The 23,647-nt window shown below is 67.7% G+C and carries 17 protein-coding genes and 1 tRNA gene; 11 read left to right on the top strand and 7 right to left on the bottom strand.

Translation table 11 applies throughout. From position 1 onward, the window contains the following. Window positions 1-14 precede the first annotated feature (14 nt). Together J7J08_RS05795 and ubiA are read right to left on the bottom strand one after the other, a co-directional pair. Window positions 15-1,445, bottom strand: a complete 1,431-nt coding sequence (locus J7J08_RS05795) for a TIGR00366 family protein (protein ID WP_214902562.1) — start codon at window positions 1,443-1,445, stop codon at window positions 15-17. An 85-nt stretch (window positions 1,446-1,530) separates the two neighbouring features. Continuing rightward, window positions 1,531-2,424, bottom strand: a complete 894-nt coding sequence (ubiA, locus tag J7J08_RS05790) for a 4-hydroxybenzoate octaprenyltransferase (RefSeq protein ID WP_214902560.1) — start codon at window positions 2,422-2,424, stop codon at window positions 1,531-1,533. Between the two features lie 162 nt (window positions 2,425-2,586). Between ubiA and J7J08_RS05785 the strand changes: the two genes are divergently transcribed. Next, window positions 2,587-2,663, top strand: a tRNA-Arg gene (locus tag J7J08_RS05785). Window positions 2,664-2,764: 101 nt separating this feature from the next. On the opposite strand, the gene J7J08_RS05780 is transcribed toward J7J08_RS05785, so the two are convergent. The 3 genes from J7J08_RS05780 to J7J08_RS05770 all read right to left on the bottom strand — a co-directional run bounded on the left by J7J08_RS05780 (window position 2,765) and on the right by J7J08_RS05770 (window position 10,657). After that, the gene (locus tag J7J08_RS05780) at window positions 2,765-4,120 is read right to left on the bottom strand and encodes a Gfo/Idh/MocA family oxidoreductase (protein ID WP_214902558.1); all 1,356 of its coding nucleotides are present in this window, start codon (window positions 4,118-4,120) and stop codon (window positions 2,765-2,767) included. Window positions 4,121-4,173: 53 nt separating this feature from the next. Further along, a complete protein-coding gene (locus J7J08_RS05775) occupies window positions 4,174-7,167 on the bottom strand; it encodes a TonB-dependent receptor (RefSeq protein WP_214902556.1) in 2,994 nt (997 codons plus the stop codon). Window positions 7,168-7,303: 136 nt separating this feature from the next. Then, window positions 7,304-10,657, bottom strand: coding sequence for a TIM-barrel domain-containing protein (locus tag J7J08_RS05770; protein WP_214902554.1), 3,354 nt, complete (start codon window positions 10,655-10,657; stop codon window positions 7,304-7,306). 321 nt (window positions 10,658-10,978) lie between these two features. Here J7J08_RS05770 and J7J08_RS05765 point away from each other — a divergent pair, with 321 nt between their 5' ends. Genes J7J08_RS05765 through J7J08_RS05740 form a run of 6 tightly spaced genes read left to right on the top strand, consistent with a single transcriptional unit; the run spans window position 10,979 to window position 18,229 of the window. Then, on the top strand, window positions 10,979-12,136 hold the full coding sequence (locus J7J08_RS05765; RefSeq protein WP_214902552.1) for an SIS domain-containing protein: 1,158 nt from the start codon (window positions 10,979-10,981) through the stop codon (window positions 12,134-12,136). Beyond that, window positions 12,129-13,076 (top strand): ROK family protein, encoded by a 948-nt coding sequence (locus tag J7J08_RS05760; RefSeq protein ID WP_214902550.1) that lies wholly within the window; start codon window positions 12,129-12,131, stop codon window positions 13,074-13,076. Before J7J08_RS05765 ends, J7J08_RS05760 begins: the two co-directional genes overlap by 8 nt. A 38-nt stretch (window positions 13,077-13,114) precedes the next feature. Beyond that, complete coding sequence (locus J7J08_RS05755; RefSeq protein WP_214902547.1) at window positions 13,115-14,443, top strand: D-tagatose-bisphosphate aldolase, class II, non-catalytic subunit; 1,329 nt, start codon at window positions 13,115-13,117, stop codon at window positions 14,441-14,443. A gap of 33 nt (window positions 14,444-14,476) precedes the next feature. After that, a complete protein-coding gene (locus J7J08_RS05750) occupies window positions 14,477-15,253 on the top strand; it encodes a DeoR family transcriptional regulator (protein ID WP_214902545.1) in 777 nt (258 codons plus the stop codon). Further along, window positions 15,250-16,365, top strand: a complete 1,116-nt coding sequence (gene nagA / locus J7J08_RS05745) for an N-acetylglucosamine-6-phosphate deacetylase (protein ID WP_214902542.1) — start codon at window positions 15,250-15,252, stop codon at window positions 16,363-16,365. The genes J7J08_RS05750 and nagA overlap by 4 nt, the downstream gene beginning before the upstream one ends. Before the next feature lie 49 nt (window positions 16,366-16,414). Then, complete coding sequence (locus J7J08_RS05740) at window positions 16,415-18,229, top strand: MFS transporter (RefSeq protein WP_214902539.1); 1,815 nt, start codon at window positions 16,415-16,417, stop codon at window positions 18,227-18,229. Window positions 18,230-18,254: 25 nt separating this feature from the next. Here J7J08_RS05740 and J7J08_RS05735 read toward each other — a convergent pair whose 3' ends face one another. Together J7J08_RS05735 and J7J08_RS05730 are read right to left on the bottom strand one after the other, a co-directional pair. Then, window positions 18,255-18,818 carry an HdeD family acid-resistance protein gene (locus tag J7J08_RS05735; protein WP_214902537.1) on the bottom strand — a complete coding sequence of 188 codons (564 nt, stop codon included), beginning with the start codon at window positions 18,816-18,818 and terminating at the stop codon, window positions 18,255-18,257. 69 nt (window positions 18,819-18,887) lie between these two features. Then, window positions 18,888-19,589, bottom strand: a complete 702-nt coding sequence (locus J7J08_RS05730; RefSeq protein ID WP_214902535.1) for a ComF family protein — start codon at window positions 19,587-19,589, stop codon at window positions 18,888-18,890. A 70-nt stretch (window positions 19,590-19,659) separates the two neighbouring features. Between J7J08_RS05730 and bioB the strand changes: the two genes are divergently transcribed. The 4 genes from bioB (at window position 19,660) to J7J08_RS05710 (ending at window position 23,627) form a co-directional block, all read left to right on the top strand. Beyond that, entirely contained in the window at window positions 19,660-20,709 is a 1,050-nt protein-coding gene (gene bioB / locus J7J08_RS05725; RefSeq protein ID WP_214902534.1) for a biotin synthase BioB, read from the top strand. Between the two features lie 81 nt (window positions 20,710-20,790). After that, a complete protein-coding gene (bioF, locus tag J7J08_RS05720; RefSeq protein WP_214902533.1) occupies window positions 20,791-22,002 on the top strand; it encodes an 8-amino-7-oxononanoate synthase in 1,212 nt (403 codons plus the stop codon). A gap of 22 nt (window positions 22,003-22,024) precedes the next feature. Next, on the top strand, window positions 22,025-22,786 hold the full coding sequence (gene bioH, locus J7J08_RS05715; protein ID WP_214902632.1) for a pimeloyl-ACP methyl ester esterase BioH: 762 nt from the start codon (window positions 22,025-22,027) through the stop codon (window positions 22,784-22,786). Window positions 22,787-22,844: 58 nt separating this feature from the next. Further along, window positions 22,845-23,627 carry an SDR family oxidoreductase gene (locus J7J08_RS05710; RefSeq protein ID WP_214902531.1) on the top strand — a complete coding sequence of 261 codons (783 nt, stop codon included), beginning with the start codon at window positions 22,845-22,847 and terminating at the stop codon, window positions 23,625-23,627. Window positions 23,628-23,647 lie beyond the last annotated feature (20 nt).

The following is a 23,647-nucleotide window of genomic DNA, read 5'->3' as shown; positions in this document are numbered from 1 at the left end:
GGCAATGCGGCCCGTTACGGCATCACCGGCGGCACGTAGGTGAGGGTCATGCCCAGCAGCCACAGCAGGCCCAGCACCAGCGGGATATGCACCAGTAGCTGAATGAAGGTGAAGCCGACGATGTCGCGCGCCTTGAGCCCCAGCACGCCAAGCAACGGCAGCATCCAGAACGGGTTGATCAGGTTGGGCAGCGCTTCGGCGGCGTTGTACACCTGCACGGCCCAGCCCAGGTGGGCGTGCAGCTCGTTGGCTGCCTGCATCACGTATGGCGCCTCGATGATCCACTTGCCGCCACCGGAAGGCACGAAGAAGCCCAGCACCGCCGAATAGATGCCCATCACCAGCGCGAAGGTGTCGGTGGTGGCGACATGCACGAACACGGTGGACAAGCGATGCGCCAGCGTTTCACCCCCACTGCCGACGGCATGGGTGAGGATCATGGCGATGCCGCCATACAGCGGGAACTGGATCAGCACGCCGGTGGTGCTGGGCACCGCCTTGGCCACCGCGTTGAGGAAGCTGCGCGGCCGCCAGTGCAGCAGCAGGCCCAGCGAGATGAACAGGAAGTTGTAGGTATTGAGGTTGGCAATCGCGGTCACCACCGGCTTGCTGGCAAATTCACTGAACAACCAGCCAAAGGCCAGCAGCGACAGCAGCACGGTCAGCAGCGGGCTGTATTCCAGCCATTCACCCGCGCGCGTGCGCGGCTGCAACGGCTCCGGTTCGGCCTGCGCGGCGCCGGCGAAGTCGCCGGCAGTGCGTGCTGTAGCCGGACCGGGGGCGGTCAACCAGGCGATTAGCAGCGAGACCAGGATCAACGCGGCCGTGAGCGCGATCGACTGCCACAGGAAAATGGTTTCGGTGAAAGGCAGCACGCCGGTGATCTCCACCAGGCCGGGCGGCATGCTGGCCGGATTGGCCTGCAGCTGCGCGGCCGAGGAGCTCAGGCCCATTGCCCACACCGCGCCCAGGCCGAGGTAGGCCGAGGCACCGGCGGCCCGGTAGTCCATCTGCAGCTCCTGGCGGCGGGCCAGGGCCCGCACCAGCAATCCACCGAACACCAGCGAAAAGCCCCAGCTGAGCAGCGAAGCCAGCATACTGATCAGGCCCACGTACACCACCGCGCCACGGCCGGTGCGCGGCACACGTGCAAGCAGTTCGATGAAACGCGCCACCACGGGGGCGGTAGCCACTGCGTAACCGCCGATGACCACGAAGGCCATCTGCATGGTGAAGGGAATCAGGCTCCAGAAGCCGTCGCCGAAGGCCTTGGCGGTGGCCTGCGGGGTGGCACCGAAGCTCATGGCGGCTACGGCCACGATCACCACGCCCAGCACCGCGAAGACGTAGGCGTCGGGGAACCATTTTTCTGCCCAGGCCGCCGAACGCAGCGCTGCGCGCGCCATCCAGCCGTCCTGCGTCGCCGCCGATGCCGTAGTGGCCATGCCCTACCCTCCCAGGTTCAGTGACCCGATTCTCGGGGAGGAGGTGGCAAATGTCAGTAACCCATTGGTCGTGCGGCTCGACACCTCAGCCCAGCGCCAACGCCGCCGCAATACCCGCGAACAACGCCGCGCCCACCCAGTTGTTATGCAGGAAGGCCTTGAAGCACGGGTCACGCTCGCGCTTGCGGGCGATCCAGAATTCGTAGGCGATCAGCCCGGCCGCCACCGCCACGCCCAGCCAGTAGTAGAGCCCCAGCCCGCCGCGGACCCCGACCAGCGCCATGGTGCCGAGGAACAGCGTGTAGAGGATGCCTTGGATGACCAGATCCAGGTCGCCGAACAGGATGGCGGTGGAGTGCGAACCCATCTTCAGGTCGTCGTCGCGATCGACCATGGCGTACCAGGTGTCATACGCGGTGGACCACAGGATGTTGGCGCCATACAGCAGCCAGCCGATCACCGGCACGTCGCCCTGGATGGCGGCGAATGCCATCGGGATGCCCCAGCCGAAGGCCATGCCCAGGTACACCTGCGGCAGGTGGGTGTAGCGCTTGAGATAGGGGTAGCTGGCGGCCAGGAAAATGCCGATGAAGCTCATGCCGATGGTCAGCCAGTTCAGGGTCAGTACCAGCGCGAATGCCACCAGCATCAGCCCGGCGAACAGCACCAGCGCCTCGCGCCCGGACACGCGCCCACTGGCCAGCGGGCGGTCCTGGGTGCGCTTGACGTGCGGGTCCAGCCAGCGGTCGGCGTAGTCGTTGATCACGCAGCCGGCCGAACGCGTCAGCCATACCCCGGCGGTGAACACGAACAGGATCCACAGCGGCGGCAGGCCGCCGGCGGCCAGCCACAGCGCCCACCAGGTCGGCCACAGCAGCAGCAGGGTGCCGATCGGGCGATCGGCGCGCATCAGTTTCCAGTACTGGCCCCACCGCGACGGCGGAGCGCTGGCGGGGGTGTCAAATCGTTCGTAAGCCATGCGCAAAGGATACCGCCAAGGCCTGCGTCAGGGCGCTCAACAGCGCGATTCATCCAAGGGGGCAGACCTGCGTCGCGTTTACGGATAGAATGCCGGTCCCGCACCGCCGCATGGCGCTGCGATGCCCGCCCCGGCCCGCCGGTGGTGCGGCGGTTCTACAATGCGCCCGTAGCTCAGCCGGATAGAGTAGTGGCTTCCGAAGCCATTGGTCGGGGGTTCGAATCCCTCCGGGCGCACCATCTTTCCCCTGTTTGCCAGATATCCCGCCAGCCACGCAGGGCGTGGCTGTGCGGTACCGGAATACGCACAGCCGGGCAGAGCCCGGCTCTACGTGGGGTGGTCAGTACGTTCCGTCAAACGCAAAGATCGGCTTGCGCTGCTTCCACAGGCCTGCGGTGAAGTCCGGAAACTCCAACGTCTGGAAGCTGTTGGCGATGGACTGCTCGGACAACGGGGTGATCGCGCTCCAGGTGATGGCGTCGTAGATGTCGATCGGCATCGGGGCCTTGGCCTTGAGCGATTCGACAAACGCGTGGATCACGAACCAGTCCATGCCGCCATGGCCGGCGCTGGCGGCCGTATCTGCATGCTGCTTCCACAGCGGGTGCTCGTACTGGTCCTGGTACCCCTGGAACGGTTCCCACTTGTGCGGCGGGCTGCGGCCTTCGATGTGGATGGACTGGTTCACGTCCATCCACAGTCCCTTGGTGCCCTGCACGCGGAAGCCCATCGAGTACGGGCGCGGCAGCGAGGTGTCGTGCTGCAGCAGGATGGTTTCGCCGTTTTCGCAGGCCAGGGTAGTGGTGACGATATCGCCCAGCTTGAAGTTTACCTTGGTGCTGGGGTGGGTGGTGCCACCGCTCCTGGCCACGGTGTATTCGTGCAGGCCGCGCGCCTTGCTGGCGAACGCGTTGATATGGGTGAAGCGGTTGCCGCGGTTGATGCCGGTGTACATCGCGCACGGTCCGATGCCGTGGCTGGGGTACAGCTCGCCATTGCGGTCTACCGAATGCTGGGTGCGCCAGCGCGCTTCGGACCACGCGTGCGGGCCGAATTCCACGCCGCTGTCGTAGGGCTGCGCGGGATCGCCGGAGTTGAACTTCACTCCGCGCAGGTCGTGCTGATAACCCGCCTGCAGGTGCACCAGTTCGCCGAACAGGCCGGTGCGCACCATCTGCAGGGCGGCCATCACGTCGCGCCGGTAGCAGACGTTCTCCAGCAGCATGTAAGGCGTGCCGGTGTCGAGCTGGGTCTTGAGCACGTCCCAGTGATCCTGCAGGGTGATGCCCGCGACCACTTCGCAGCCCACCGCGACCTTGGCCTGCATGGCGGCAATGGCCATCGGCGCGTGGTATTCCCACGGCGTGGCGATGATCACGCCATCCAGGCCGCGCTGTTCAAGCAGACCTTTCCACGCATTGCGGTCGCCGTCCTGGCCGTAGGCGGTGGGCGCCTTCTTGCCGGCCTTGGCTACCATGTCCATGCCGCGCTTGAGCATGATCGGTTCGATGTCGCACAGCGCGACCACCTCAACGTCGTCGCGGCGGACCAGCTCTTTCAGCAGCACCTGGCCACGCATGCCGGTGCCGATCAGGCCCAGGCGCAGCGTGCGCCCGCGTGCCCAGGCCGGGGTTTCCGGCAGCAGGCTGGTGGCGGCCAGGGCCGCACCGGCGGCAATGAATTCCCTACGCTTCATGGAACGTTACTCCCTTTGAAAGCGCGCCGGCGTGCACCGGCGCGCTGGAACGATCAGAACTTGTAACCGACCTGCAGACTGTAGCTGCGGCCGAAGATGCTGGCATAGTCACTGGAGTCACCCAGGAAGCTGTTCGGGTCGTAGAACGGCAAGCGATCGAACAGGTTCTTGACCGTGAAGCCCAGGCTCCAGTGGTCATCCGGGCGCCAGCCCACGCTCAGGTTGGCGGTCCACCACGACGGCACGCCATCGCACTGGGCCGGGTTGACCGGCAGCGAGCCGGCGGTGCAGGTTTCCGGGTTGTTGTCTTCGGCATCCACACGGTCCCACGCCCACTTGGTGGAGCCCACGTAGTTGATGAAGAAGCTGGTGGTGACCTGCTTGTAGGACCAGTCGGCATTCAGCGTGGCACGCAGGCGCGGGTTGCCGTAGTAGCCGACGGTGTTGCCGTAGTACCAACGATCCGTATCGTCGAGGTAGGTTTCCTTGCGGCGCGCGATGGTGGCGGCCATGCCGATGTTCAGCGCGCCCCAGTCGCCCAGCGAAAAGCGGCTGCGCGCGTCGATGTCGAAGCCGTCCACCAGCGTGCGGCCCTGGTTCTTGTACTGACCCACCACGGCAGCCACGTTGCCCACGCTGTAGCCGGGCAGCGTGGTCGGACAGCTCACGCCACTGGCCGGATCGGCGCACATCATGGCCAGCGCGGCTTCATTGGAACGGTCGCCGTCGCTGATCGGGTTGCGGGTCATCGACAGGATGTCCTGCTCCTTGCTGTAGTCCGGCGCGGCGATTTCGTTGCGGCGATAGATGAACCAGTAATCGGCGGAGATCGACATCCAGCTGGCCGGTTCATACACGAAGCCCAACGTTGAGATCTTGGCCTTCTCCGGCTTCAGGTCCTGGTTGGGCTGGGTCATGCGCGCCACGGTGCGGGCGCAGTCACTGTTGAGCAGCGAGTTGCCCAGGTCCACGTCGCCACTGCGGTTGGATTGCCGCAGCAGGTTGGCGATGGCGTTGGTTTCATCGCAGCGGACGTCGTCCTCGAAGCCGCCGAGCTGGGCGAACACGCCGCCGGTGCCGGCCTCGGCCAGGCTGGGCGCGCGGAAGCCTTCCGAATAGGTACCGCGCAGCAGCAGCTGCGGCAGCACCTGGTACTTCAGGCCGATTTTCGGGGCCAGGTTGGCGCTGAAGTTGGGGTACTTGTCCACGCGCAGCGCAGCATCAAGCTCCAGCTTGTCGGTGAGCGGGGCCACCGCTTCGGCGAACAGCGCGTACGTGTTGCGCTTGCCGTCGAACCACGAGCCACCCTGCTGGGTGATCAGCCCGTTGGCGGCGTCTTCGTTGCCCGGGGTGTAGAAGGTCTCGCGGGTAGCATTGAAACCGAACGCGGCGCGCACGTCGCCGGCGGGCATGCTGAACAACGGTCCTTCGATCTTGCCGTCCAGGGTGTGCAGGCGGGTCCAGGACTGGATGTCGAAGGTGGGGTAGGCCTCGCGGATCAGCTGGGCGTTGGCCTCGTTGATCACACCGAACTGGTAGGCGGGGTTGTCGGAGATGATCACCCGCCCGGTGCCCGGGTCGACGGTGTACGGGCCGAACGCGCGCTCGAAGCCTTCCAGGTTGACGTTCACGGTCTGGTAGGTCACCGAGTGGCTGCCGGCGGTGGCGAACGCGGTTTCCCAGTTCCAGTCCTCGCCCAGGCTGCCACGCAGGCCGGCCAGAACGCGGTAGCTCTGGTCGGTGTTGCGCTGGCCGAAGTGGCCGTCGCCCACGTCCTGCATCAGGTAGTTCAGGCCCACCACGCCGCCCATCATCGCCTTCAGTTCGGGGCTGGCCAGGTTGTAGACGTTGTTCGGTCCCAGATACGGCGTGAGGAACTGGTTGACTACGTTGCCGGTGTTGCGCGAGTACCAGCTGGAGGGGTTGCCGGTGCTGCTGTTGTAGGCCGATGGCGTGCCGCCGTTGGCAGTCAGGTCGATGTCGGTGTAGGTGACTTCGGCGAAGGCTTCGGTGGTATCGCCGATCAGGAAGTGCGAGCTGATGTAGGCGGTGGCGCGCTCGGTCTTGGCGCCGGCGTCCACCTCACGGTTCATCCAGGTTTCCCAGATGCAGCGCGTGCCCGCTGCTTCGGCAAGGACATTGTTGCATCCCGGTGCGGCTTCCCGAACCAGGGCGTTCGTGGTCGGATCGAAGGCGAAGTAGCTGCCCGGGTTGAACTCGCCCGGCCTGCTGCCGGTGCCAAGCCGGAGGTTGGGGATGTAGTTCGGGTTGTTGACGTAGAACTGGGGCGGCCGCTTGTCGTAGAAATCGCTCAGCGGAATCGCGTCACGGCGGTACAGGTTGACCGAGGCGTAGACGTTGTAGCGATCCTCGTCCAGGTCGCCAAAGCCCGCGGTGATGCTGCCCTGCTGCTCGCCGTACGAATCGATGCGCGAGGATTTGTCGGCAGTAACGCTGATCTCCGCACCCTGGTAGCTGCGCTTGGTGATCACGTTGATCACGCCGGCCACCGCGTCGGTGCCGTAGACCGCCGAGGCGCCGTCGGTGAGCACCTCCATGCGTTCGATGGCGGCGGCGGGAATGGCGTCGATGTTGACGAACTGGGTCTGGAAGCCGGCAGGGGCGCCGAAGTACGACAGGCGGCGGCCGTTGAGCAGCACCAGTGTGCCCTGCGCACCCAGGCCGCGCAGGTTGGCCTGCGAAGCCCCATCGGAACCGGTGAACAGCGAGCGTGAATCCTGCTGGCCCGGTCGCGCCGCGGGCAGGTTGTCGAGCACCTGCAGCAGCGTGCGCGCGCCCATGTTCTCGATCTCCTGCTTGGTGATTACCTGCACCGGCGAAGAGGTTTCCACATCGCTGCGGCGGATGTTGGAGCCGGTGACCTGCACACGCGCCAGTTCAGTGGCATTGGCCTTGGCCTTGCCGTCGACTGCAGCGGTGTCGTCGTCCTGGGCAAGCGCCGGACCGCTCACGGCCAGGGCAAGCCCCAGCGCGACGGACAAGGGTGTAGCGGGGATGCGGCGATGGCGATGGCGTTCGTTCAACATCTTTGGCTCCTTGTGCTTCCGCAGCGTGGGGCTGCCTGGGTGGGTTGTTTCGGGCAACAGTCACCCGCACCACGGCCGGCGGGCCGTAGTCGGGAAACGGTGGGGATTTCGGTTTTGAAGACGGTGGTGCTTTGGGTTACGGCGACACGATGGTGGCGGTATCGCCCTCCTGTCCGATCAGTGCGGCGTTGGCCCAGTTGCCACAGACCTGTGCGGGTTGCGTGCCTTGCGCGCCTTGCGTGCGCAGGCTCAGGCGCTGCAGGCCGCGGATATCCAGTTCCGGTTTGACCACGCCCGGTGCCTTCACCAGGCCGCTGTCGTAGAGCAGGCGGCCATCGCCCCAGACCTGGAACTGCATGCCACCGGCGGCGCGGCAGGCATCATCGATGCCCAGGTCCGCGCGCAGCAGGCGCCACTGCCCCTTCAACTGCAGGTCGATGCGGCTGGCCGGGCCCACGCCCAGGCCACGGCGGAACAGCAGGCCGTTCATGCGCATGGGCTGCCCGCCCTGGAAGGCGAGATCGGCACGCACCTGCGCACTTGCCGCAGCGGGCAGCGTCAGTTCAGACAGGTAGCGCTGCAGCGCGGGGCGTTCGGCCACCGGGTGTTCCAGGATCTGGAACGTGGACAGGGTGATCGGGCCCACATCGCGCGGCTGCAGTGCATCCACCGCACGAGCGACATTGCCCTGCGCGGCGCTGACCATCGGATCGGTGCCGGCTGCGGCATCGCCGTCCGGGTTCTGCACGCTGAGCACGCGGAAGCGCAGCAGGCGGCCGGCATGGGCGGGGAAGTCGATCTGCTGCAGGTCCTGCTTCAACGCCAGGCGGCCGCGCTTGATCGGCTCGCCCCATTCGCCGTTGCTGTCGGCCAGGTAGATCTCGTAGTCGCGGATCTGGCCGCTCTTCCAATGCTGGTCGGTGCGCGGCGCCAGCGCGATGCCGTCGATCAGGCGGCGCTCGCCGAACCCAATCACCCACTCGTGGGCGCCGGTGCGGACGGCCTGGTTGCGTACGGTGCGGAACCAGGTGGCCGGGTCGTCGTCGAACGCCTTCTCGAGTTCGTAACCGCGCTCTTCGGCCGGGCGGTTGACCACCAGCAGGCTGTCGGCCGGCAGCGCGCGGCCCAGCACCGGTGCGGCCGGGAACACGTCATCGGCAACCGCCGGTGCCTGCGCGATATCAAGCCGGAAGGCGAGCGGCTGGCGGATGTCGGTCGGGGCGGTGCGCACGTGCACGGTGCCACGGCGTTCGCCGGCATCGAAGTACCAGCCCTCCGGCGCCGCCTGCCATGCCGCGCCGTCGGCGAGCATCGGCAGCGCCCGGCCGTCCAGGCTCACCGCGGCCGGCTTCTGTCGGCTGAGCACGCGCAGCGCATAGCGGCGCTGCGCCAGCTGCCCCTGGTACTGCCCGCGCACGCCGTCGATGGTGACCTGCACCGGGCCACTGCCCTGCGCCGGGGCCTGCAGGGTGACCTGCTGCTGGCTGGATTCGCCCTTTTCGTAGCGGCGCGTGTTGCCGTCGTCTTCGTAGAGCGTGTACTGCGAGCTGCCCTGCGGGTAAAGATCGAAGGTGACTTCATCCAGCGGCTTCTGGCCATCGTAGAGCATGTCCGGGTACATCGGCACGATGGCACCGGCGCGCACGAACAGCGGAATCGTTGCCAGGTCGACCGGGCGGTCCAGCTGGCGACCTTCGGCACCGGCCTGCAGCGTGCGGCCATCCCAGTAGTCGATCCAGCGGCCCTGGGGCAGATGGATGTCGCGACGCCAGCCACGGCTGGCCGCCTGGCTGCGGTACACCGGCGCCACCAGCAGGTCGCGGCCGAGCAGGAACTGGTACTTGTAGGTTTCGTTCCAGGCGTTCGGGTCCTGCGGGTAGTCCCACATCAGCGCGCGCAGGATCGGCGCGCCGGTGGTCGCCGCTTCGTGCGCCAAGCCGTACATGTACGGGGTCATGCGCATTTTCAGCTTGAGGTAGTCGCGGTTGACGCTGCGGTAGGGCTCGTCATACCACCACGGGTGCTTGCGCGCACTGCCCGACCAGCCGGACATGCCCATCAGCACCGGGGTGAAGCTCTTCCACTGCAGGTCGCGGGTGAAGGTTTCGGCACTGCCGCCGAAAATCGCATCCACGTCACCGCTGGCGTACGCCATGCCTGAAAGGCCGGAACCGACCAGGGTGGGAATGTGCCAGCGGATGTAATCCCAACTGCTGCTCTGGTCGCCGGTCCAGGCCACCGCGTAGCGCTGGATGCCCGCCCAGCCCATCACCGTCCACAGGAACGGGCGTGAATCGGAGTTGTGCAGGATGCCGTTGAACGCGGACTGGTTGGCGTCCATCGCGAACTGGTAGCCCTTGCCGGTCCAGGCCACGTCCAGCTTCTGCACGCGGGTGCCGGCGGTGCCCACTTCCCAGGCAATCTTGTCCACGCCGTTTTCGGTCCACAGCCCGGTCTTGAAGCCGTAGCTGGCCAGGCCTTTCACCGTTTCCGGCAACCCGTTGTAGCCACAGCCGTAACCGTCGTTGGGCAGGATCCAGCCGCCGGGCATGTCGTGCGCGCGGTACTGCTTTGCGACGCTGTCGACCACGTCCGGGGTGGTGCCGGTGGGGCCATCGCTCCAGCCTTCGGGCACGCTGCCGGGCTTCTTGATGTTGTCGCCGTCGTTGTAGCAGTCGGCATCGCCATACGAGAACGCCCAGCGCGGCAGCAGTGCCGCGCGCCCGGTCAGCGCGGTGTAGCGGTCCAGCAGCGCGGGCAGGCCGGCGCCGACGAAGTAGTAGGCGTCGAAGCGGTCTTCGCGGTGCAGCAGGGTGGCCTGGTCGGCCTGGCGCAGGTCGTAGCTGCCATCGCTCCAGGTGTTGCGCAGCATGCCCCAGCCCCGCGAGCTGAGCAGCATCGGCGCGGGGTTGGGGCGGTCGCCCTCTTCCCAGCCACCGGAATACGACACCTCCAGCTCACGCCCCTTGAAGGCGAAGCGGCCGTTCTGCTGGCCACCGCCCACGAACTGTTCGTCGGCCTGGCTGCTCAGCACCTGCACGCTCTGTGTGGTGTCCAGGTCCAGCGGCTGCAGTTCGCGCCACAGCGGCACGTCCTTGCCGGCCTCGCGCCGGTCCAGCGCCAGCCGCAGCGGCTGGCGCTGGATGTGCAGGACCAGCGCGTCGGTGCGGATGCGCACTTCGTTGGCGTCTTCTTCAAGCTGGAACGGCACTCTGGCGGCCGCCTGCGGCAGCACGATGGGAGCGGCCTTGTCGCCGGCCGGCAGCAGTGTGCCGGTGCGGCTGGCCTGCACGCGCAGCATGTCGGCGCGCAGCAGGTCCACGCGCACGGTCATGCCGTTATCGGTGGTCAGGGTCCAGGCGGTGGCCGACGCGGCCGGCTCGGCACGTAAAGCGCTCAGGTTGCCCAGTGGCGCTGCCAGCGCCGGCGCGGCGACCAACAGCGACAGAAGAGAGATGGCCAGTACGGTGCGTCGACAACGGGTAACCACTTCGCCCCCAAAGCCCGCATTTGGCGGGTGTCCGAAACCAGTGCGGCCGACTATGGGGCAGGCGATCGAAAGATGTCAAGAAATTGAAAAGAAAAAGATTAGTAATTCAAGTAAAACGAAAGATGATGCAAAGCACCACTTTCTTTCTGCCAGCTGAATGCGCGAAATTTCCCTTTGCTGGCGTACAGATAGAGACACTCAATAGCGCAAGATGCGACGTTGCGAATGAAAACCGTGACGTCGATATCTTCTTTTAATCTTTCGATATTTGACATTTCGAAAGAAAACGCTGATCGTGCGGTCGCCCAACAGGAATAGCGAATGGACGTCACTCTGCTCCCCGACATGCCCGCCTGGCAGCGCCTTGGTGGCGCGCACACCGCAGAAGAAATCGCGCAGCAACCGGCCCTCTGGTCCGCACTGGCCGACGTGCTGGACGTCGCCCGCGAACGCATCGATGCGTTCCTGGGTGACGCGCTGCGCCACCCCGGCCAACGGGTCATCTTCACCGGCGCCGGAAGCTCGGGCTTCATCGCCGAGATGGTCGCCGACCAGATCAATGCGCAGTGGGCGGCAGAGGTTCGCGCCATCCACACCACCACCCTGCTCACCCACCCGGCGCTGTACCTGCGGCGCGACCGCCCGACCCTGCTGGTGTCGTTCGGGCGCAGCGGTTCCAGCCCGGAAAGCGTGGCGGCGGTGGACCTGGTGCGCGCGCAGGTGGATGACGCACGCTTCCTGGACATCACCTGCAACGCCGATGGCGCGCTGGCCCAGCGGGGCCAGGGTCGCAGTGACACGCTGTCGCTGCTGATGCCGCCGGCCAGCTGCGACCGTGCCTTTGCCATGACCAGCAGCCTGAGCTGCATGCTGCTGGCCGCGTTGAGCGTGTTCGACAGCACACCGTGGACCGAGCGCATCGCGCGCCTGCGCAGCCTGGCCGAACGCGCTACCGAAGCCGTCAGCCGCTGGGATGCACCCGTAGCAGCGCTGGCCCGCACCGACATCTCGCGCGTGATCTACCTAGGCAGTGGCCCGCTGGAAGCCACCGCGCGCGAAGCGGCACTGAAAGTGCTCGAGCTCACTGCCGGCCGGGTGCTGGCGCTGGCCAATACCCCGCTTGGTTTCCGCCACGGGCCGAAATCCACGCTCAATGACACCACCCTGGTAGTGGTGCTGCGCAGTGCGCAGCCGCTGGCGCGACGCTACGAACAGGACCTGCTGGAAGAACTGCGCCGCGACGGCGTCGCCGCGCGCGTGGTCTCGGTGGGCCCGGCCGGCAGCGACTGCGCCGACGGCGACTTCCTGCTCGACGTTCCCGCCCTGCCCGATCCGTGGCTGGCACCGCTGTGGCTGGTCGTGGCGCAGTGCTTCGCGCTGCATCGCTCGGCCGCCCTCGGCCTGACCCCGGACAACCCGTTCCCGGACGGCACGGTGAACCGCGTGGTCCAGGGCGTGACGATCCACGCCCATGGCTGAGCAGCGCGCGCCCCTGCAGACCTGGTACGGCATCGACATCGGTGGCACCAAGATCGAACTGGTGGCCTGTGACGCAGCGCTGACGGTGCACCACCGCCAGCGCGTGGCCACGCCTGCCCATGACTACGCGGCCTTCGTGGCAGCAATCGGGCAGCTGGTGGACGACGCCGATGCGGCACTGGGCACCCGCGCGGTCGCGGTGGGCCTGGGCCTGCCCGGGGTGCGTGACCGCAACAGCGGCCGCCAGTTGAGCGCCAACGTGCCCGCGCTGAGCGGCCGCACCGTCGGCCATGACCTGCAGGCGCGGCTGCAGCGCCCGTTGGCGCTGGGCAACGACCTGCAGTGCTTCGCCCTGTCCGAAGCACACGACGGCGCAGCGGCCGGCTACCCCAGCATGTTCGGGGCGATCCTCGGCACCGGTGCGGGCGGTGGCTACTGCCTTGATGGACGGCTGGTGGCCGGCAACAACGGCATCGCCGGCGAGTGGGGCCACTGGAGCCTGCCCGCTACCCTGCAACTGCGCCATGACCTGCCGCTGCTGGACTGCGGCTGTGGCCTGCGTGGCTGCCTGGAGCGCTACGTCTCCGGCAGCGGCCTGGCGATGATCCACGAGCGCCAGGGTGGCCTGGCCTGCGACGCCACCGCCGTGGTGGAGCGGGCGCAGGCCGGCGATCCGATCGCGCTGCAGGCGCTGGCCATCCACCGCGACCTGCTCGGTTACAGCTTCGCCAGCCTGATCCTGGCGCTGGACCCGCACGTGATCGTGCTCGGTGGCGGGCTGTCGAAGCTGGAGCAGTTGTACCGCACCCTGCCTGCGGCCATTGAACCGTACCTGTTCAACGGCGTGCGCGTGCCGCCGATCCTGCCGCCGGCCTTCGGCGATGCCGGCGGCGCACGTGGCGCGGCACTGCTGGCGCGCCAACACCATCCCGCGCACTGAGTCCTTCCTTTCCGTTCCGCTGCACCTGGAGTGTCGCCATGTCTGCCGTCCAATCGTTGATCGCCGCCCATCGCCAGGGCCAGCCCGTTGGCCTGTACAGCGTCTGCTGCAGCAACGAGCAGGTGCTTCTGGCCGCCATGCAGGTCGCGCACGCCTACGACACGGTGCTGCTGATCGAAGCCACTTCCAACCAGGTGGACCAGTTCGGTGGCTACACCGGCATGACCCCACCGCAATACCGCGACTACGTGCTGCAGCTGGCTCGGCGCCAGGGCTTCCCGGTTGAACGGCTGGTCCTGGGCGGTGACCACCTGGGTCCGAATGCCTGGCAGAAGGGGCCGGCTGACCTTGCAATGGCCAATGCACGCACCCTGGTTGCCGCCTACGTTGCCGCCGGATTCCACAAGATCCACCTGGATTGCAGCATGTCCTGCGCCGATGACCCGACCCCGCTGCCCGATGCGATCGTGGCCGCGCGCTCGGCCGAACTGGCACGTATTGCAGAGCGCACCGCCGCGGAGAACGGCCTGCCGCCGCCGGTGTATGTGATCGGCACCGAAGTGCCGGTGCCCGGTGGCGAAGCCTCGCTGGAAGGCGGGCTGGCCGTCACCACGCCAACCGCCGCCGCCATCACGCTGGCGATCCACCGCGACGCGTTCTCCGCCCCGGACCTGGTGCCGGCCTGGGCGCGCGTGATCGCCATGGTGGTGCAGCCCGGCGTGGATTTCGACCACAGCAGCGTGCACCACTACGACCCGGCCGCCGCACGGGAGCTGTCCGCATTCGTGGAAACCCAACCGCGCATCGTGTTCGAAGCGCACTCCACCGATTACCAGACCGAAGCGGGCCTGCATGCGCTGGTGCGCGACCATTTCGCCATCCTCAAGGTCGGCCCGGCGGCCACCTATGCGTTCCGCGAAGCAGTGTTCGCGCTGGCGATGATCGAACGCGAGCTGCTTCCTGCTGCCGAAGCGTCCGGGATCATCGAGGTGCTGGACCGCTGCATGCTCGACAAGCCCGGCAGCTGGGCCAGCTACTACCAGGGCGACGCACACGAACAACGCCTGCTGCGCGCCTACTCGCTGAGCGACCGCAGCCGCTATTATTGGGGCGAACCGGAAGTGCAGGCGGCATTGGCCACCCTGGTCGACAACCTGACCCGGCACGCACCGCCCCTGATGCTGCTCAGCCAGTACCTGCCCGAAGCGCTGCGCGCGGTACAGGCCGGCGAACTGGTGGCCGAGCCGCTCGCACTGATCCGGCACAAAGTAGGGCTGCGCCTGGCCGAATACGCACGGGCTTGCACTCGTAACGTGTCTGGCGCGGATAACGAAACTTTTTCTGCCATGGAGCTTTCGGAACGGTAAGCTTCGGCTTTCCTTCCGAATGGAATCGCCACGATGCGCAACACACGGCAGCGCCGCCAACAGATCCTGCAGTTGCTGGTCGAGCACGGCAACGTGCAGGTCAGTGAACTGGTGGAGCGCTTCGGCGTATCGGCAGTGACCATCCGCGCCGACCTGACCCACATCGAGTCCCAGGGCCTGGCCACGCGTACCCACGGCGGCGCCACCCTGGTGCGCAAGCCGCCGCTGGAACAGGACATCCATGAAAAGGACACCCTGAACCTGCCGCTGAAGGACAGCATCGGCGTGCACGCCGCGCGGCTGGTACGTGCCGGCGACAACATCATCATCGATTCGGGCTCCACCACCATGACGCTGGCGCGCCACCTGCGCGCGCACCGCGATGTGACGGTGATGACCAACGGGCTGAACATCGCCTGGGAACTGGCCAATGCACCGGGCGTGGAACTGCTGCTCACCGGTGGCCTGCTGCGCAAGCAGTCGCTGTCGTTGCAGGGCAGCCAGGCCGAAGCCAGCCTCAACACCTACAGCTTCGACACCCTGTTCCTGGGCGTGGACGGGTTGGACCTGCAGTTCGGTCTCACCACCCACCATGAGGCCGAAGCGAGTCTCAACCACCGCATGGTGGAGCGCGCGCGGCGCGTGGTGGTGCTCACCGACGCCTCCAAGTTCGGCCACGTCAGCCTGCACCGCATCGCGCGCCTGGACCAGGTCCACACCATCATCACCGACGCCAGCATCGATGCGGAGTATTTGGAAGGACTGCAGAAGCTGGGCATCGAAGTGATCATTGCCGAGTCGCCGCCTTGAACCCAGCCTCCATCCTGCATGGCCGCGTGCTGACCCCTTGCGGATGGGTGCGCGGCGACATCGCCTACGACCAGCGCATCATTTCGATCAACAGCGACCACGCCGACCCGCGCGGCGATGACGAGGTACCGCTGATCCTGCCCGGCTTCATCGACCTGCATGTGCATGGCGGCGCCGGGGTGGACATCATGCAGGGCGGGGATACCGCACAGACGGTGGCGCGCGCGCATGCGCGGCATGGCACCACCGCGCTGCTGGGCACCACCATGACCGCCGAGCCGGACGATATCGTGCGTGCGCTGCGGGGCCTGTCCACCGCGATCGCGCAGCGCGGCCACGGCATGGCGCGCGTACTGGGCGTGCACCTGGAGGGCCCCTTCATCAGTGCCGAACGCCTGGGCGCGCAGCCACCGCTGGTGGTGGAAGCCACGCTTGGGGATGTGCGCCGCCTGCACGCCATCGCGCCGATCAAGGTGCTGACCCTGGCGCCGGAAATCGGCCAGCACCTTGCGTTGATCCCCGCGCTCACTGCGTTGGGCATCCGCGTGCAGCTGGGCCACAGCGCGGGCACCTATGAAGAAGGCGTGGCCGCGCTGGATGCAGGCGCCGCCGGCTTCACCCACCTGTTCAATGGCATGACCGGCGTGGACCACTACCACCCCGGCATCGCCACGGCGGCGCTGGCGCATGCCGAATACGCCGAACTCATTCCCGACCTGCAGCACGTGCACCCCGGTGCGATCCGCACCGCGCTGCGCGCGATTCCGCGCCTGTACTGCGTGACCGATGCCACCGCCGCCACCGGCATGCCCGATGGTGAGTACGCGCTGGGTGTGCAGCGCGTGCACAAGTGCCTGGGCTGCGTGCGCCTGGAAAGCGGTTCGCTGGCCGGCAGCGCGCTGACCATGGACCAGGCGCTGCGCAACCTGGTGGCGCTGGGACTGGTGCTGGATGACGCGTCCAACCGCGTTTCACGCTACCCCGCGGACTATCTGGGCCTGGACGACCGCGGCCGCCTGCAACCGGGCGCGTGGGCGGATCTGGTGGTGTTGGACCATGGCCTGCGCGTGCAACAGGTGGTCGTGGAAGGCGAAAGCATCGCGCTTGATTGAGTGATTCCGCGCCGCGTGCGGCGCGTTCCATCGTAGACAGGACCGCACCATGAACGACGCTTCTGCCGTTATGCCCGTGCCCGCTTCCAATAACGCGCCGCATTGGCCGGTGCGTTATCTACTCTTCATCGGCGGCATGGGCGGCCTGCTCTATGGCATCGATATCGGCATCATTGCCGGCGCCCTGCCCTACCTGGAAGCCACCGCCACGACCAGCTGGCATCTCACCACGCAGCAGCTTGGCTTCGTGGTGGCCGCGGTGTTGCTCGGCAGCGTGCTGTCCTCGCTGTTTGCCGGCGCCATCGCCGACCTGATCGGCCGGCGCGGCACGATGCTGCTGGCCGGCGTGTTGTTCACGGCGAGCATTCCGGTGATGGCGCTGTCCGAAGGCTATGGACCGCTGTTGATGGGGCGGCTGCTGCAGGGCATCAGCGGTGGCCTGATCGGCGTGGTGGTGCCGCTGTACCTGGCCGAAGTGCTCAGCCCCGAACGGCGCGGACGCGGTGCAGCGATGTTCCAGCTGCTGCTCACCATCGGGCTGGTGCTGGCTGCGGTGATCGGCTTGTACCAGGCGCACAGCGTGGACGCGGCCGCTGCGGCGGTGCGCCACCTGCCAGGCGAGGAACAGCAGCGCCTGCTGTTCGCGGTGAAGGACCATGCCTGGCGCACCATCTTCTGGAGCTGCCTGCTGCCCGGGCTGGTGTTCACCGGCGGCGCGCTGCTGATCAGCGAATCGCCGCGCTGGCTGGTGCGGCGCGGTCGCATCGCAAAGGCGCGCAGCGCGTTGCAGCGCACGGTGGCCCCGGCGGACGTCGAAGCCACGCTGGCGCGCATGCAGGCGCCCGATGCGCCAGCCAGCGATGGCACCCCGGCCAGGCGTGACCCGCTGTTGAGCCGCCGGTATGTGTGGCCGTTCGTACTGGCCTGCCTGGTACTGGCCTTCACCCAGGCCACCGGCATCAACTCGGTGCTGGCCTATGCGGTGAACATCCTCAACCAGGCCGGCCTGCCCGGTGCGGTGGCCAACTGGGCCGATGTATCGATCAAGCTGCTCAACGCGCTGATGACGGTGGTGGCGCTGGTGCTGGTGGACCGCAAGGGCCGCAAGTTCCTGCTGATGCTGGGCACCGGCGGCATCACCATCGCCCTGCTCGGGGCGGCATTGCTGTTCGTGCGCAGCGAACATGGGCGGTTGGATGTGCAGCCCGTGCTGCACCAGCAGGTGGTCGGCGACAGCCTGTCGTTGCCGATGGACGCCGCGCAGTGGCGCCGCCTGGACGCCAGCGCCAGCGACCAGCCGCTGCAGCTGACCGTGTCCTATGCCTATGGCGGCTTCAGCAACGTGCGCTCGCTGCGCAGCGACAACCCGATCGACGCCACGCTGCAGATCCGCCGTGAGGATGCAGTGTCGGCAGACAGCGTGATCGGGGCGTTCTTCCGCCGCGTGAATCTCAATCCGTTCCCGGATCCGGCCGCCGCCGCGCAGGCGCCACTGGTGATCGAACGCGCGGTGATCGGCCCGGTGCCCTCGCCCACCCACGGCTGGATGGTCGCCGGCTGCATCCTGCTCTTCGTCGCCTTCTTCGCGGTGGGCCCGGGCGTATGCGTATGGCTGGCGCTGTCCGAGCTGATGCCCACCCGCATCCGCTCCAACGGCATGAGCATCGCGCTGTTGATCAACCAGTTCGTGTCTACGGTGATCGCCGCGATCTTCCTGCCCACGGTCGGCCACCACGGCTACGCCAGCATGTTCTTCTTCTGGGCCGGGTGCACGCTGCTGTACTTCCTGGTGGCCGCGTTCCTGCTGCCGGAAACCAAGGGCAAGACGCTGGAGGAGATCGAGGCGCGGTTCCAGCGCCGTTGATGACCTCTGCGCTGGGCATTTCCGCTCAGCGCAGCTTCCGCAGCCGGAACGCCACCGCGATCTGCAGGATGCCGTAGATCAGGCTGCCGATGCCGATCCACAGCGTGGTCACCGCCACCCCGCCCAGCGGGTTGGCGAACATCATCGCGCCCAGCACGATGGCCAGCAGGCCGCTGACGATGAGCAGCCATTCGCCTTCGATCTGCTTGCGCACGCGGATCGCGAACACGATGCGGTAGATACCGGCCATGACCAGCCAGATCGACAGGATCAGCACCAGCACCTTGGCGGTGACCAGCGGGTTGATCACCGCCAGTGCGCCGAAGCCGATCGACGCCAGCGCGTAAAGCAGGGCCCAGCCGCGCGGCGCGCCGCTGTTGCCGCCAAACACCGCAAACAGGCTGATCAGGCCCTCCACCAGTGCCATCACCCCGATGGCCCAGGCCAGCCCAGCGGCGGCCGACAGCGGCCGGGTGATGGCGATCAGGCCGAAGCCTATCGCCAGCAGGCCGTACAACAACATCACCCACCAGCTACGCCCAACGAGTGACAACAACGACGTGGTGCGCAGTTCCGGAGCCTGGCTCATGACGGTGTTCCTGGAGGGAGGTCAAGCGCGATGCTAGGCCCGCCCCGTGTGCAGGCCGCGACAAAGGGCTCAGGGCGCCCGGGCGCAGACCCACAGCGTGGCCTCCTGCAGGCCGGACCGGCGCAGCGCGCGCACGGCCGCTTCCAGGGTGGCGCCGGTGGTCATCACGTCGTCGACCAGGGTCAGTTGGGGCGGCGGGGTAGCCTGCACGGCGAAGGCACCTTTGAGGTTCTGGCGCCGTGCCTCCGCGTCCAGCGTGGACTGGGCCATGGTTGCCCGGCTGCGGCACAGCCCGGTCCACAGCGGCAGCTCCAGCTCCCGCGCCAAGGGGCGGGCCAGCTCCCGGGCCTGGTCGTAGCCGCGATCGCGCAGCCTGCGCCCATGCAGCGGCATCGGCAGCAGCGGGTGCTGCACGAAATCGGGCACGGCGTGCAGCATCAGCTGCGAGAGCAGCCGCCCGGCCGCCAGGTCCTGGTGGAACTTGAAGCGCAACACCAGCCGGTCGATCGGCGGCGCATACAGGAAGGTCGCCGCCGCCCCGACCTGCCGCGGCGGCTCGCGCAGGCAGGCACCGCAGGCCGCAGCCGGTTCGTCCGGCGGCAGCGGCAGCGCGCACGTCGGGCAGGCATGGTCGTTCCAGGGCAGCTCGGCGTAGCAGACGGCGCATAGATCCAGCCCGTCATGGCCCGGGTTGGCGCAGACCAGGCAACGCAGCGGCAAGCATTGATGCCCCAACCAGCCCAGCACGTCGTAAACTTTTCGTAAGTCCATATGGTTGACAGTCTCCCTCAACCTCACCAGACTGCCGCCCTTTCGCTCCCCAATCTGTCAGGACACCCCCATGGCTTCTGTCATCCGCCACGACTGGCACCCCGAGGAGCTGCTGGCGCTGTTCGACCTGCCGTTCCCCGATCTGCTGTACCGGGCAGCGGGCGTGCACCGGGCGCAGTTTGATCCGGCGGAGGTGCAGGTCTCGACCCTGCTGTCGGTCAAGACCGGCGGTTGCCCGGAAGACTGCGCGTACTGCCCGCAGGCGCAGCGCTACGACACCGGGGTGAGCGCACAGAAGCTGATGGCCACCGGGGATGTGGTCGCCAAGGCCCGCCAGGCCAAGGCGGCGGGGGCGTCTCGGTTCTGCATGGGCGCGGCGTGGCGTTCGCCCAAGGACCGCGACATCCCCAAGGTGGCGGCGATGATCCGCGAGGTGAAGGCGCTGGGGCTGGAAACCTGCGCCACGCTGGGCATGCTCGATGGTGCGCAGGCTGTGGCCCTGCGCGAGGCCGGGCTGGACTACTACAACCACAACCTGGACACCGCGCCGGACTATTACGACTCCATCATCCACACCCGCCAGTACCAGGACCGTCTGGACACGCTGGAACACGTGCGCCAGGCCGGGCTGAAAACCTGCTGCGGCGGCATCGTCGGCATGGGCGAAACCCGCGCGCACCGCGCCGGGCTGCTGCTGGCGCTGGCCAACCTGCCGGCGCACCCCGATTCGGTGCCGATCAACCGGTTGGTGCAGGTGGCCGGCACGCCGCTGCATGGCAGTGCCGAACTGGACCCGTTCGAGTTCGTGCGGATGATCGCGGTGGCGCGGATCGCCATGCCCAAGGCCATGGTGCGGCTGTCGGCCGGGCGCGACGCGATGAGCGATGAGCTGCAGGCGCTGTGCTTCCTGGCCGGGGCCAACTCGATCTTCCATGGCGAAAAGCTGCTTACCACCGGCAACCCGGACACCGAGCGCGACCTGGCCCTGTTCAGCCGGCTGGGCCTGCGCCCGATGGCGGTGCAGGTCGACGCGCCCGGACATGACCGCCCCGGCACCGTGCATGCCGACATTACCTGCGACGACCAACGCTCGTCGTCTATCGGCGGACAAGCGGCCTGAGCCCTGCGCCCGGCGGTACAGCGCAACGCCCGGCAACCGGGTACGCTAGCTCCCCTGTCCGCCCATGAGACATTGACGACCATGGCCCGCCCTGACCTGCACGACCGCATCCAGTCCCAGCGCAAGCTTCGCGACGCGCAGGGGCGGATCCGCGCGCGCCGCACCGTGACCCGCCGGGATGGCGTGCGTCTGGAACTCAATGGCCAGTGGCTCACTGGCTTCTGCAGCAACGACTACCTGGGCCTGTCCCAGCAGTTCGGCGTGGTCAGCGCCCTGCAGGACGCCGCCGCGCGCGAAGGCGCCGGGGCGACGGCCTCGCACCTGATCTGCGGCCACCATGCGCTGCATGAAGCGCTGGAACGGGAAGTGGCCGATTGGCTGGGCTACCCGCGTGCGCTGCTGTTCGGCAGCGGCTTTGCCGCCAACCTGGCCGTACAGCAGGCGCTGCTCAGCGAAGAAGACGATGTGTGCGTGCAGGACCGGCTCAACCACGCCAGCCTGCTCGATGCCACGCGCCTGGCCGGCTGCCGGCTGCGCCGCTACCCGCACCTGGATACCGAAGGCTCACTGCGCCAGCTCAAGCATGCGCCGGACGGCGCGGCGATGCTGGTCACCGATGGTGTCTTCAGCATGGATGGCGACATCGCCCCGCTGCGTTCGCTTTCGCTGGTTGCACGCATGCAGGAAGCGTTGTTGTACGTGGACGACGCGCATGGCGTGGGCGTCATCGGTGAGCACGGACGTGGCTGCGTGGCGGAGGCCGGGCTGGGCGTAGCCGATGTGCCGCTGCAGCTGGTCACGCTGGGCAAGGCATTGGGTGGCAGCGGCGCGCTGGTGGTGGGCGACGAAGCGATGATCCAGCACCTGGCCGAAACCGCGCGCCCCTACATCTACACCACGGCAGTGCCGCCGGCGCAGGCCGCTGCTGCATTGGCCGCCGTGAAGCTGGCGCGCCGCGACGACTGGCGCCGCGAAAAGCTGGCCGAACTGGTCGGCGTGTTCCGTGCCGGCGCGCGCCAGCATGGGCTGGAACTGATGCCCTCCGATACACCGATCCAGCCGCTGCTGTGCGGGGCCGAATCGACGGTGGTGGCGCTGTCGGCCGCGCTGGAAGCAGCCGGTTTCCTGGTCAGCGCGATCCGTCCGCCGACCGTGCCCGAAGGCAAGGCGCGCCTGCGCGTGACCCTGTCGGCGCTGCACACGGTGCCGGAAGTACGCGCGCTCACCGATGCCATTGCACACGCGCGCGACCAGGTGCTGCGCCAGCAGACGCTGGATGCACTGAGCGCGTGATGCACGGCGGTTGGGTGTGAGCATGCATATCGAGGTGGTCGGCAGCGGGCCGGCACTGGTACTGATCCACGGTTGGGCCCTGCACGGCGGCGTGTTCGCGCCGCTGGTCGAGCGCCTTTCCACGCAGTTCCAGCTGCACCTGGTCGACCTGCCCGGGCACGGCAACAGCCGCGACGATGCCACCCCGCTGCGCCTGCCGTTCGTGGTCAGCGCGATAGCGGCCGCCACCCCACCGGCGGTCTGGTGCGGCTGGTCGCTGGGCGGACTGTTCGCGCTGCATGCGGCGGCCACGCTGCCCAAGGTGCGCGGGCTGGCGATGATCGCCGCCACGCCACGCTTCGTGCGCGGCGAGGACTGGCCATACGCAGTGGAAACGTCGGTGTTCGAGCAGTTTGGCCAGGACCTGGCACAGGATTACCGCGGCACGCTGGAGCGCTTCCTGGCCCTGGATGCGATGGGCTCTGAACACGCCCGGCAGGAACTGCGCACCCTGCGCGCGGCGCTGGTGGAGCGCGGTGAACCCGCCCCGCGCGCCCTGCAGGAAGGCCTGCGCCTGCTGGAAAACACCGACCTGCGCGGCGCCCTGCCCGGCCTGGCCACGCCCAGCCTGTGGCTGGCCGGGCAGCGCGACCGGCTGGTCTCCGCGCGGGCAATGCAGGCCGCCGCCGCGCTGGCACCGCGTTCCAGCATGCATGTGGTCGCCCATGGCGGGCATGCGCCGTTCCTGGGCCACACCGATGAGGTGGCGGCGCAGCTGCAACACTTCGTTGCCTCGCTTTCCTGACCCACGCGCACGCGCATCGCCGATCATGTACGCCTGTCCCTTTTTATGGAGCTGATGCATGGACCTTGGAATCGCCGGCCGCTGGGCCCTGGTCTGCGCTGCCAGCAAAGGCCTGGGCCTGGGCTGCGCACGTGCCCTGGCGCGCGAAGGCGTGAACGTGGTGATCGCCGCCCGGGGTGAGGAAGCCCTGGCCCGCGCCGGCGCCGAACTGCAGGCGCTGCCAGGCGCCGGCAAGGTCGTCACGGTGGTTGCCGATGTCACCACCGAGGCCGGCCGCGCCGCGGCGCTGGCTGCGTGCCCGCAGGTCGACATCCTGGTCAACAACGCCGGTGGCCCGCCCGCCGGTGATTTCCGCCAGTTCGAGCGCGAGGACTGGATCGCCGCGCTGGACGCGAACATGCTGGCGCCGATCGCGCTGATCCGTGCCACGGTGGACGGCATGATCGAGCGCGGCTTCGGCCGGGTGGTCAACATCACCTCCTCGTCGGTGAAGGCACCCATAGACATCCTGGGCCTGTCCAATGGCGCGCGCTCGGGCCTGACCGGGTTCGTCGCCGGGCTGGCACGCCGCACCGTGGCCCACAACGTCACCCTCAACAACCTGCTGCCCGGCCAGTTCGACACCGACCGGCTGCGCGGCAACTTCGCCTACATGGCCCAGCAGCAGGGCGTGGATGCCGGGCAGATCGCCGAACGCAAGCGCACCCACATTCCGGCCGGACGCTTCGGTACCGCCGATGAGTTCGGCGCGGCGTGCGCGTTCCTGTGCAGCGCGCAGTCGGGTTACATCACCGGGCAGAACCTGTTGATTGATGGCGGGGCGTATCCCGGTACGTTTTGAGTTTTCGTCGCACGACCCAC

Source organism: Stenotrophomonas sp. ISL-67 (genome assembly GCF_018612915.1).
GTDB lineage: Bacteria > Pseudomonadota > Gammaproteobacteria > Xanthomonadales > Xanthomonadaceae > Stenotrophomonas.
The sequence above is the reverse complement of the archived record's forward strand: the minus strand, read 5'-3'. Positions and strand labels throughout refer to the sequence as shown.